Annotated in this window: 12 protein-coding genes; 11 read left to right on the top strand and 1 reads right to left on the bottom strand. The window is 36.1% G+C overall.

Annotated features, from left to right (window positions below):
- Positions 1-80: 80 nt before the first annotated feature.
- The 7 genes from refZ to rarD all read left to right on the top strand — a co-directional run bounded on the left by refZ (position 81) and on the right by rarD (position 8164).
- Positions 81-716 carry a forespore capture DNA-binding protein RefZ gene (gene refZ / locus KHA93_RS10025; protein WP_213110618.1) on the top strand — a complete coding sequence of 212 codons (636 nt, stop codon included), beginning with the start codon at positions 81-83 and terminating at the stop codon, positions 714-716.
- 220 nt (positions 717-936) lie between these two features.
- Entirely contained in the window at positions 937-2649 is a 1713-nt protein-coding gene (gene ezrA / locus KHA93_RS10020) for a septation ring formation regulator EzrA (protein ID WP_233711111.1), read from the top strand.
- 153 nt (positions 2650-2802) lie between these two features.
- Positions 2803-3951 (top strand): cysteine desulfurase family protein, encoded by a 1149-nt coding sequence (locus tag KHA93_RS10015; protein WP_213110617.1) that lies wholly within the window; start codon positions 2803-2805, stop codon positions 3949-3951.
- A complete protein-coding gene (thiI, locus tag KHA93_RS10010) occupies positions 3948-5156 on the top strand; it encodes a tRNA uracil 4-sulfurtransferase ThiI (RefSeq protein WP_213110616.1) in 1209 nt (402 codons plus the stop codon). Before KHA93_RS10015 ends, thiI begins: the two co-directional genes overlap by 4 nt.
- Before the next feature lie 111 nt (positions 5157-5267).
- Complete coding sequence (locus KHA93_RS10005) at positions 5268-5462, top strand: alpha/beta-type small acid-soluble spore protein (RefSeq protein ID WP_213110615.1); 195 nt, start codon at positions 5268-5270, stop codon at positions 5460-5462.
- A gap of 117 nt (positions 5463-5579) precedes the next feature.
- Positions 5580-7193 (top strand): amidohydrolase, encoded by a 1614-nt coding sequence (locus KHA93_RS10000; RefSeq protein ID WP_213110614.1) that lies wholly within the window; start codon positions 5580-5582, stop codon positions 7191-7193.
- A gap of 53 nt (positions 7194-7246) precedes the next feature.
- Positions 7247-8164, top strand: a complete 918-nt coding sequence (gene rarD, locus KHA93_RS09995) for an EamA family transporter RarD (RefSeq protein ID WP_213110613.1) — start codon at positions 7247-7249, stop codon at positions 8162-8164.
- Positions 8165-8425: 261 nt separating this feature from the next.
- Here rarD and KHA93_RS09990 read toward each other — a convergent pair whose 3' ends face one another.
- On the bottom strand, positions 8426-9226 hold the full coding sequence (locus KHA93_RS09990) for an NAD kinase (RefSeq protein ID WP_213110612.1): 801 nt from the start codon (positions 9224-9226) through the stop codon (positions 8426-8428).
- Between the two features lie 158 nt (positions 9227-9384).
- On the opposite strand from KHA93_RS09990, the gene sppA reads away from it, so the two are divergent.
- The 4 genes from sppA to ytfJ are packed head-to-tail and all read left to right on the top strand — an operon-like array spanning position 9385 to position 12070.
- Positions 9385-10392: a signal peptide peptidase SppA gene (gene sppA, locus KHA93_RS09985; RefSeq protein WP_213110611.1), complete on the top strand. Its 1008-nt coding sequence runs from the start codon at positions 9385-9387 to the stop codon at positions 10390-10392.
- 19 nt (positions 10393-10411) lie between these two features.
- On the top strand, positions 10412-10900 hold the full coding sequence (locus KHA93_RS09980; RefSeq protein WP_213110610.1) for an RDD family protein: 489 nt from the start codon (positions 10412-10414) through the stop codon (positions 10898-10900).
- 50 nt (positions 10901-10950) lie between these two features.
- Positions 10951-11586, top strand: a complete 636-nt coding sequence (locus tag KHA93_RS09975; RefSeq protein WP_213110609.1) for a DUF2953 domain-containing protein — start codon at positions 10951-10953, stop codon at positions 11584-11586.
- Positions 11579-12070, top strand: coding sequence for a GerW family sporulation protein (gene ytfJ, locus KHA93_RS09970; protein ID WP_213110608.1), 492 nt, complete (start codon positions 11579-11581; stop codon positions 12068-12070). The genes KHA93_RS09975 and ytfJ overlap by 8 nt, the downstream gene beginning before the upstream one ends.
- The last annotated feature ends 115 nt before the right edge of the window (positions 12071-12185 follow it).

Below are 12185 nucleotides of genomic sequence, written 5' to 3'. Positions count from 1 at the left end.
TAATAGAATGTACGATTAGACTGTTGAACTATTTTTGCATATTTTTTCATAATATTCAAGACTTTGAAAGCGGGGATCCTATGAATACTCAGGAAGCTATAATAGAAGCGGCCATTGCTTTGTTCAATATTAAAGGCTATCAAGGTACTTCGATTCGAGATATAGCTAGAAGGGCAAATGTGAATCCAGCTAATATTTCATATTATTTTAAAAATAAACAAGGGTTACTGGAAGAATGTCTAATCTATTTTTTTGAACCGTATTTATCTTTTTTGGAGGAAGAGACAGAAAAACTCGCAAGTGATTCAGCTCAGCTATGCTTGATTAGAGCCATTAAAAAAGCACTTTATTTTCAAAGCAAACATTATCAACTGGCTCGATTTGTCTGGAGAGAAGTAACGATTGATACCCAAACATCGCGCGAAATGATTTCATTATATTTAATGAAAGAGCAGTATTTTTATTCGACCATGATACAAGCTGCTTTAAAAGAAAACAAAACACCTTTTCCGATTAGTATGATCGTCATTCAATTAAAAGGGATGCTCATGATGCCTTACCTAAATAATCTATACGTCCGAGAAGTTTGGGGTATGATTCCGCAAGAGCCCTATTTTGCGGAAAAATACTTTAATACAATCAAAAACTGGCTGCTTGTATTACTAGGTACTGAAGAGCAGAATACATCTCCAACGATAAATAAATTACCGGTGTAAAAAAAAGATTTCGCCTATTTTTAGGCGTTTTTTTATTTTGTCATTTATAACAAAACTATTTTTAGTAAAAATTTCTATTTTTTTGGCGTAAAAATTGCTTTTATTAGTCAAAAATTGTCGCCTTCATGGTATTATAGAAGAACATAATCTCAAATTCATTTTTAAAGAACGAATTATACATAGATGATCGGTAGAAGAAGGAAGGAATAGGGGGCTTACTATGAAATACGGTATGGAAGTCGTGATTGCTTCGATAATTTTAGTCCTTATTTTATTTATCGTAGGATATTTTATGAGAAAAACATATTATAAAGCAATTGACAGGCTTGAATCAAAAAAATTGGAATTGATGAATCGTCCTGTTATGGAAGAAATGGCCAAAGTAAAAAAATTAAACATGACTGGCCAAACGGAGGAAATGTTCGAGCGTTGGCGCGGAATGTGGGATGAAATTATTGCGGTTGAACTTCCTAACATTGATGAAATGCTTTTCTATGCTGAAGAATATTCGGATAAATATCGATTTAAAAAAGCGAAGGAAATTCATATAAAAATTGAAAAAATGCTTGAAGACATTGATGATCAAATTAATCAAATTCTTGCAGAGTTAGATGAACTGATTGGTAGCGAAGAGAAAAATAGGGAAGAGATTGAAGGCCTACTTAATCAATACCGTAATTCCAAAAAAAATGTACTTGCACACCGCCATATTTATGGAGTTGCTGCTGAGAAGCTCGAAGAATTACTGGATAACGTAGGAGAAAAAATCGCAAATTACGAAGAGTTGACAAATAATGGAAATTATTTAGATGCTCGTAAAGTTGTCATCACTCTTGCTTCTGAATTAGAACAATTAATCATGAAAATGGACAAGCTTCCTGATTTGCTTACTGAATGTCAAACAGTGATACCTTCCCAAAAGAGTGAGCTAAAAGATGGTTTTCATGAAATGATACAGCAAGGTTTTGTCCTAGAGCATTTGAACATTGATGCTCAATTTGAACAGATCGATAAAGAACTCGAAACTTATATCGAGTATCTTAAAGCAACTGAAACAGAAGAAGTAGAGAATGGCCTACAAGAAATTAAAGAAAAGATGGAAACACTATATGACTTGCTTGAAAATGAAGTATTTGCCAAACATCATATTTTACAAGAAAATGAAAATGTTGACTCGACTTTACAACAACTAAAAGAAGTTAATGATGACATTAGCCAAGAAACAAAAATTGTTCAACATAGTTATCAATTATTAAAAGATGATCTTGAGGCACCAACTAAGTTTGAAAAAAACTTAAGCCAGCTTTCAAAACAATATGAAATTTTAAAAGCAAAAATAGTAGATGAAAAAACTGCTTTTACACTTTTGAGTGAAGAACTAAAAGAAATTGATACACAAATCAAAGCTTTGCAACAAGAGCAAAATGATTTTATTGAAAAACTTCAAAACTTAAGAAAAGATGAATTAGAAGTTAGAAAAAATATAGAAATTCTGCAAAAGAAAATTAAGGAAATCATTTGGTTAGTTAAGAAAAGTCGTATGCCTGGGCTGCCAGGAGATTTTGAATCGCTTTATGAACAGGCGGAAGAGCAAATTGAAGATGTGATCAAAAGTTTAGATGAAAAACCACTCAACATAATATCAGTACAAAAGTTCTTATATGATGCAACAGATACTGTCGATTATTTATTTTCAAGAACGGAAGAACATATTGAAAATGCTCGTCTCGCTGAAAAAGTAATTCAATATGGAAACAGATACAGAGGACGTGATCCGCAGTTACGATCCAACCTGGAGAAAGCCGAGCAAGCATTTAGAAATTACGAATATAAGTCTGCTCTTGAACAGGCTGCTACTGCAGTTGAAGAAATCGAACCTGGAGCATTAAAACGAATCGAAGAAATGTTTAAAGATGATTTAGTCAATCAATAATGGATTCCAAGTCTAAGCTTGTAGAAACTCTACAAGCTTTTTTGGATGATTCTTTGTAAAACCACAAATTATAAGACAAGTCCTTTTTCTTTTTTCTATTCAGTGTTATGATAAAAAAATTGCAATAACGATTTTTTCGAAGGTGTGTTGACAATGATTTATTTTGATAATAGTGCGACCACAAAACCTTATGAAGAAGTATTGGATACATTTATAAAAGTAAATCGGGATTTTTACGGAAATGCATCTTCGCTTCACAATTTTGGCGGAAGAGCAGAAGGTTTAATTAGTAAAGCACGCGAGCAAATTGCGAGCCTTATTGGTGTGAAAACTTCCGAAATTATTTTTACTTCAGGGGGAACGGAAGGGAATAATTTAGCCATTAAGGGAGTTGCTCTAAAATATAGAAGTCGAGGAAACCATATTATTACGACTTCAATCGAACATCCATCTGTAATGGAACCCTGCAGACAGTTGGAAGAAATGGGTTTTGAAGTGACTTACTTGCCTGTAAACGAGGACGGTATAGTTTCCGTAGATGATGTTGAAGCGGCTATAACTAAAAATACAATTATGGTCTCCATCATACACGTAAATAACGAAATAGGTTCAGTCCAGCCTATTAAAGAGATAGGTCAAATGTTAACCCATTATTCTAAAGTGATTTATCATATTGACCATGTTCAAGGAATAGGAAAAATACCACTTGATTTATATGGCTCTTCCGTTGATCTTTGTACATTTTCTGCTCATAAATTTCACGGTCTTAAAGGGAGCGGTTTTTTATATAAAAGACAAAATGTACGGCTTGATCCACAAGTAACTGGCGGGAATCAAGAGCAAAAAATACGTAGTGGTACGGAAAATACAGGTGGCATTGTCGCAATGGCAAAAGCTTTGCGAATGGAGTTAATGGACCAAAAAGAAAAAGGGGATACGTTCCAGCGAATTCGTGAATTTTTATTCTCCGAGTTACAGAAGTTCCCGCAAATTGTAATCAATTCACCTCGTAATGGAGCACCACATATTGTGAATTTTTCCATTGTTGGACATAAAGGGGAAGTCGTTGTCCATGCGTTGGAAGAAGAGGGGATAATCGTTTCAACAACGAGTGCATGTTCCTCCAAGGAAAATACTCCTAGCAGTACGATATTAGCGCTTGGTGTTAATGAGGATATTGCAAGAGCTGCGGTCCGAATCAGTCTTTCTTATGAAAATACAATGGATGAAGCAAAACAATTTATAAAAACATTAAATGGCGTTTTAGAGAGATTAAATAAAGTGATGAGGCGAAATAGATGAATTATGACAGAATTTTAATACGTTACGGTGAGATGTCATTAAAAGGGCGAAATCGAAAGCATTTTGTTCAAAAGTTGAAAAAAAACATTAAATTTATTCTTCGCGAGTTTAAAAATATTCGCATTGAGTCCGAATGGGATCGCATGTATGTTCAATTAAATGGTGAACCTGTAGAACCAATCATTAAAGGATTAAAAAGAGTATTTGGTATACAATCTTTTAGCCCTGCAATAAAAACAGAAAAAAATATCGAAGCTATTAGAGCTGTTGCATTACACATCATTAATCAGGCACATCAACCAGGAAATACGTTTAAAGTAAGTGCACGCCGTTCGGATAAAACGTTTGAATATGATACGAATGGATTGAATCATGCGGTTGGAGCGCATATTCTAATTAATGTAGAAGATATTAAAGTAGATGTGAAAAAACCAGATATTAATTTAATTGTAGAAATTAGGCATGATGCAGCATATATATCCGGAGAAGTTTTTCAAGGAGCTGGGGGTTTTCCTGTTGCTTCATCAGGGAAGGCGATGCTTATGCTTTCAGGTGGAATCGATAGCCCTGTAGCTGGGTTTTTGACGATGAAACGTGGAGTAGGGATCGAAGCAGTTCATTTCCATAGTCCTCCTTTTACGAGTGAAAGAGCAAAACAAAAAGTAATTGATTTGGCACATAAGCTTGCGGAGTATTCAGGAAGTGTCAAAATCCATATCGTTCCTTTTACGAAAATACAGGAAACGATTCATAAAGAAATTCCTGAAGGATACACAATGACATCGACAAGAAGAATGATGCTCACTATTACCGATGAAATCCGTAAAAAGAATGAAGGGTTAGCAATTGTAACTGGGGAAAGCTTGGGACAGGTAGCAAGTCAAACGATGGATAGTATGTATGCTATCAATAATGTAACGAGTACGCCTATTTTGCGCCCTCTTATTACAATGGATAAAATCGAAATTATTAAAATTGCAGAAGAAATTGACACGTTAGAAATATCGAATCGACCTTATGAAGATTGTTGTACTATTTTTACTCCGCCATCTCCTAAAACCCGGCCAAGATTGGAAAAAGTTATGGCCTTCGAGCAAAAATTGGACTGGCAGCCTTTATTAAGTGAAGCAATCGAAAATACGGAAACCATAATCGTTAGTGAAAGAAGGAACCAAGAGGAAACCGACGTTGAAGATCTCTTCTAATGGTAGAAAGTAGATAACAAGATTAGACAGTGAAAGGAACAATTACCAGTTAAAGATTGAATGAACGCAAGTGTTTTCGCACATTCTATGATTACAAGGAGGTGAAAACACATGCCAAACAACAATCAGCTTTTAGTTAATGGTGCTCAACAGGCTATTGATCAAATGAAGTATGAAATCGCAACAGAATTTGGTGTTAATCTCAGTGCAGATTCAACTTCACGTGCCAACGGTTCTGTAGGTGGTGAAATCACTAAACGTCTTGTACAAATGGCTCAACAACAACTTGGTGGCGGTGCTCACTAACAAATAAATATAAATGGCTAGAAGCGGGAATTTATTTTCCCGCTTCTTTTTGAGTTTACTGGAAATTATCTCTTCTTTTATATATCATTTTTATATTAATGCTTGAAGGAGAAAAAAATGAAGACGATTTGGTATAACGGGAGAATATATACGCTTGAAAATGAAGGTGAAACAGTAGAAGCAGTTGTGACGGATGAAGACCAAATTATCGAAACTGGTTTCTTATCGGGATTACAACAGAAGTACAATATCGAGCGCTCAATTGATTTAAATGGGGCAATGATGATCCCGGGACTAGTAGATAGTCATATGCATCTCATTGGATTCGGAGAAACATTTTTAAAGCTAAATGTTTCCGGGATGACTTCAAAGCGTGAAATCTTAAATGCAATTGCGGAAAAAGTTAAAACGTCTTCTTCCGGCGATTGGATTATTGGTGAAGGCTGGGATGAAAACCTTTGGTATGATAAAACTCCTTTATGTAAACGAGATCTGGATGAGGCGGCACCGCAGAACCCTGTCGTTATGAAAAGAGTATGCAGACATGTTATTGCTGTTAATACCTTGGCTTTAGATGCGGCTAATATTAATAAACAAGTACAAGCTCCAGTAGGTGGGGTCATAGAACGAGAAAAAAACGGGGACTTATCTGGAATTTTTAAGGATGAAGCACAAAACTTAATTTTTTCAAAAATGCCAAGCATCACAGATGATTATGTAGAAAAAGCTTTGAGATTAGGGATTGAAAACTGCTGGAAATTTGGATTGACAGGTGTACATACGGAGGATTTAAGCTACTACGAAACATATGATAGAGCGATGACTGCCTTTTTAAGAGTTTTAGGGGATAGATCACTGCCATTTAAAGCCCATTTACTTGTACATCATAAAGTTGTTGACGAATGGAAGAAGGATGGACACCGCTATATGTCAACCATTGGCAATATTGAATTTGGAGCCATGAAAATATTTGTTGATGGTTCGCTAGGAGGCAGAACCGCTCTTTTGAGTAGGCCATACGCCGACGATTTGACTACTCAGGGAATGGCTATCCATACATTATCAGAATTAAAGGAACTAGTAACAAAAGCAAGGAAATATAAAATGCCAATTGCTACTCATGTGATAGGCGATCTTGCTTTTGAGTACGTACTGGACTTGATTGAAGTGCTTCCTCCACCTAATGGAATGAGGGATAGACTGATTCATGCACAAATTTTACGGCAAGATTTAATTGAGCGCGCTAAAAAACTACCAGTTGAAATCGATATTCAACCTGGTTTTATGGCATCAGATTTCCCGTGGGTAATGGATCGAGTTGGAGAAAATAATATGGCATTTAATTATGCGTGGAAGACACTGCTTGAAAGTGGTTTACACTGTTCAGGAGGGTCAGACGCACCAATAGAGTCAGCGAATCCTTTACTAGGCATTCATGCAGCTGTTACTCGTGAAAAGCCTAATGATAGCGACCATAATATGTATATGCCTGAACAAAGATTGTCTATGTTTGAAACTATTTCTCTTTATACAAAAGGAAGCGCCTTTGCTTGCGGGCATGAGTATAATCGGGGAATGATAAAATCAGGCTTTGCAGCTGATTTTACGATTTTTAATCAAGATTTATTTACAGTAAATAAAGACGATATTTTAAAAACAAGTGTTGAGATGACAGTAGTTGACGGGAAAATCGTTTACCAAAGTAAAAAAGCTAAAGCTTTATTTAAATAAATCGTATATAATAAATGTTATTTCGTAAATCTAAATAACAGGGGAAAAATACGATGGCAAATCATAATCGTGAGGGAATTATATATGCAGTAGCCGCTTATTCTATATGGGGGATTTTGCCGATATTCTGGAAACATATCGTTGATGTAGCGGCCGATGAAGTATTAGCGAACCGAATTTTTTGGTCTTTTTGGTTCATGATAGTACTGTTAATTTTCAGCAAAAAGTTCCCATTATTAATAAAAAGTTTGAAGCAGTTTCAGGAGAAGCCTAAAAAGTTAGTGGCACTTGCAGCCGCATCTATTTTGGTTAGTGGAAATTGGTTTTTATTTATATGGGCAGTGAATAACGATAAAGTGGTGGAGTCTAGCCTTGGATACTATATCAATCCATTAGTAAGCATTATCCTTGGAATTATATTTTTAAAAGAATCCTTATCAAAAATTCAAATTATATCGTTCTTCCTCGCCTTAATGGGAGTGCTAATTTTAACATTTTCATATGGAAAATTCCCATGGGTTTCTTTTGGTCTCGCCATATCTTTTGGAGTTTATGGCTTAGTTAAAAAAATGATTAAAGTCGATTCATCCATCGGCTTAGCTTTGGAAACTCTTGTTATAATGCCAATTGCATTTATCTATCTTTGTATCCAAATGATCAATGGCAGCAGTGCGTTATTTTCAGGATCTTTCCTAACGGATATCTTACTTATTGCTTCTGGAGCGATAACCGCAATACCTTTGCTCTTTTTTGCGAAAGGCGTACAGAAGATACCACTCTATTTAATGGGCTTCATTCAATATATTGCACCAACGATGATGCTCATTTTGGGAGTATTCTTATACGGAGAACCATTTGGTGCGACTCGTCTGATTGCTTTTGCTTTTATTTGGGGTGCTCTAGCTTTGGTAACTCTATCTTCCTTAAATTGGAGTTACGTTAAAGGGCGTAATAGAAAAAAAGTTGCATAAATGATAATGAAAAGCGAGAATCCACGCTAATTAGGTCGGATCTCGCTTTATTTTTTGAACATAGTCTAAAGAAATTCACATAATTGCTCAGAATTGGAAGTGTCCATGCTTTTTTGAAGAGTCCAGTCTCAATCGATTCAGAATCGAGACAAATCTAGCATATTTTATAGATTTCAGTCTCAATCCAACCTGAAGCAAGACAGAATCCACTTAGTTCATTCTCAATTCAGCGGTATTTAAACAATATCCACTTTTTTGATATTATAAAAACGTCCGTTTTACTTTTTCCCAAAATGAATTGTTTTTTAGCTTTACGGTTTTAATTCGTTTATCAGATAATATGATTTCGACCTGCTCGACTTGTTGGCTGCTCAATGCTTCATTATCCATTCCCATTGTTGGATAATCATTCCCATCTTGGACAACCTTTAATACAAGTTTTCTTCCCTCACTTAATATGAATGGGGAACCAAGTGTTCGATAACGGTTATTATTCAATGATGCCATTTCACTCACTTGGAGACAAGGAAGAAGTGGGTCTACTACAGCACCTTTGACTGATTTATTATAAGCCGTACTTCCTGTTGGAGTTGCAATTACCATTCCATCACCGCGGAATGTTTCAAAATGTAAGCCATCGATAAAAACATCCATTACAAGTGTTTTAATGATACCTGATCGAATTGTAAATTCATTTAAACAAAAGAATGAGCCTTCCTTATCTACATCAACTTTTATAAGTGGGTAGCGTCTAACTTCTATTTGTTCCGTTGTCATTGCATCAATCATTGCGTGTAAGTTATCTATATGAAAATCGCAATATAGTCCCTGCATTCCATCGTCTTGGATTCCTGCATAAAGGCAATCCTGTCTGAAGCCGGTTTTTCGAACTGCCTGTAAAAACATGCCGTCTCCGCCGATACTAGCAATGAGATTTGCTTCTTGTGAATTCTTTACAATATTAAATCCGTATCTTTCCGCAAGTTCTTTAAGAACTGAAATCTTTTCAATACTTTCTGGACTATTTTTATGGAAAAAGAAAATATTGTTACGTTGTCCCATTTAAATATCCCCCTTGGAGTTATTGCCATTATTTGGTCGTATGTAGAGAAATTAATGTGTGAAGTAAGTCTTATGTATTTATTTTATCATTAGTTTGAAACTATTTAAAAGAAAGAGACGTATATAAAAGAGGGAACGCACTAAAAGGAGGAAAACAGATGAATGGAAAACGTTGGGCGGCCCTAGGAATCGCTGCCGCAGTCTTTTTTGTATCAAGTATGATCAACATGGCAAGCGCCTTTATTACTTCAGATTTTTCTAAGGTGTTTGGAGAAAATTTTTCTGCGAATAAAGCTTTCACAGAAGAGATTGTCGAAACGGGCAATCCTGCTAAAAAAATTGCCATACTCGAAGTGGACGGTGTAATCCAAGATACAGGGGAGGCTACGTCCATATTTTCAACAAATGGCTACTTACATAGGGATTTTATGAAGAAATTAAATACGGTAAAGGATGATAAAAACATAAAAGCGATCGTTCTACGCGTTAATTCACCGGGCGGTGGAACCAATGAGTCAGCTGAAATCCACCATAAGCTCGTAGAAATTAAAGAAGAAACTAAAAAACCAATCTACGTTTCGATGGGGGCGATGGCGGCATCAGGCGGCTATTATATTTCCGCTCCAGCCGATAAAATTTTTGCTAGTCCCGAAACTTTGACCGGTTCCCTCGGGGTTATTATGCAAGGTGTGAATATCAGCGATCTTGCTGAAAAATATGGAGTCGACTTTATGACGATTAAGAGCGGTCCATACAAAGATATTATGAGCTCATATCGCCACATGACGAAGGAAGAAGAAGATATATTACAATCGATGTTAACAAATTCCTATGACCAATTTGTAAAAATTATAGCAGAGGGTCGAGGAATGACAGAAGATCAAGTTCGCAAACTTGCTGATGGAAGAATATATGACGGAAGACAAGCGAAAGAAGTTGGGTTGATCGATGATTTTGGGTATCAGGAAGATGTAATCGAGCAACTGAAAAAAGATCAAAAATTAGCGGGTGCTCAAGTAGTCCGCTATACATCCAATGCAGGACTTGGCTCGTTGTTTGGGGTAGCAGCACAAAAAATAGGTGGGAAACAGGCGGAAATGACTGGAATTGTAAATCTCTTATCTAAACCAAATTCTCCAAGACTTATGTATTTATACTCTGAATAATGAGGGGGAGAAAACAAGAATGGAAAATCAAAGTCAACTTGTTGAAAAAGTTCAAACCCCAATAGTGTCATATCATTATGCAGGGTTTTGGATGCGGTTTTGGGCATATTTGCTCGACGGCATTATTATATTCAGTATAAACGGAATTCTAGTAAAACCTCTTTTTCGAGCTATTGGAATTTCCCTGTCGGATTCGGGCATTTTCACCCCTTATGGAATAACAGCAGGGCTTATCTTTTATTTGTACTTTATTTTAATGACAAAATTATTTGGGCAAACTCTCGGAAAAATGGTTTTTGGTTTGAAAGTAATTCCATTAAAGGGCGATAGAATAACTTGGAGTACTGTTATTTTTAGGGAAGGGATTGGCCGTTATATCTCGGCTACTTTTCAATTTTTATATGCAGTAGTAGCCTTCACTCCGAAAAAACAAGGTTTACACGATATTTTTGCTGATACGACCGTTATTCATGAACGAACGAAAATGGTAGAACCCGCTTATTCGTAAGCGGGTTTATTTTGTTTTTTGATGGAAATAATGAAGGCCGGAGGGATAATATGAATCTTCCTGTTATAGGTGGTCTTTTGTTACTATTGTTATTTCTATTGACTTTATTCATGAAAATAAAAATAGAATTGTTTTTTTTACTAAGCCGATCTGAAAGTTACATAACAATCCTTGTAACTACTTTGTTTGGATTAGTTCGCATAAGAAAGAAATTATCATTAGAGGATATTTTTTCGAGTGAAGCTTCTGAAGATTTAAAGGAACAGTTTCAGGGCTTTTCGTGGGAATCGACTAATCATTTTCTAGAAGATCTGAAACCTGCATTACAATTTTTGAAAATGATTTTGCGGAAAGTAAGAATTGTAAAACTAGAATGGCACTCGAAGATTGGAACTGGTGATGCGGCATCTTCTAGTATAGCAGCAGGGGTGGTTTGGGCGATAAAAGGAGCGTTAATATCTTTTATGAGATGTTTTCTTTTCTTTAAAAATCGACCGCAAATATCCGTGCAGCCTATTTTTCAAGGGTTTTCCGCTGAGACTAACATAAGATGTATGGTTGAAATGAAAACAGGAAAAGCTATGGTAGCTGGATATAAATTGTATAAAGAATGGAAAAAGTACCAAAGATCCTCTCAGTTCGAGGGACAAAATCAAAAGATAGACAGGAGGACCATTAATGGATGAGCATCCAATTCAAGGCGTCATGACAACAGCTATGGAAAACCTAAAAGAAATGATCGATGTCAATACAATTATTGGTGATCCAGTAGAAACACCTGATGGAGGAGTCATTTTAACCGTATCTAAAGTAGGGTTTGGTTTTGCAATGGGCGGCAGTGAGTTTAAAACAAGTGGAGGCTCATCAGACGGTAGCAGTTCTTCAAATGACAGTTCGGAAGACGAGAACGGACAAAGCTCATATTTACCGTTCGGAGGAGGAAGTGGTGGAGGCGTTTCTATTACGCCAATTGCATTTTTAGTCGTCAATAAACACGGTGTCAACATGCTTCATTTGGAACAAAACACTCATCTGTTTGAAAAAATGATTGACTTGGCTCCGGCCGCTTTCGAGAAAATACAGAAAATGACGAGTAATTATTCTAATAAAAAACAGCAACAGCAGCAAGGACAATCGGAAAAGAAGGAAAGCTTAGATTTTGATTTGTAATAAGAAAAGTGCAAGGCTCCCGTTCAGCGATGTACAGACCCACACGATGTGGGTCCGTCGACGTCGCCACAGGACGTGGCGACGTCGACGTTTCTTTTTTGTCCTCTGTGGAGAT

The organism is Lederbergia citrisecunda (assembly GCF_018343695.1).
Classification (GTDB): domain Bacteria; phylum Bacillota; class Bacilli; order Bacillales; family Bacillaceae_C; genus Lederbergia; species Lederbergia citrisecunda.
The sequence above is the reverse complement of the archived record's forward strand: the minus strand, read 5'-3'. Positions and strand labels throughout refer to the sequence as shown.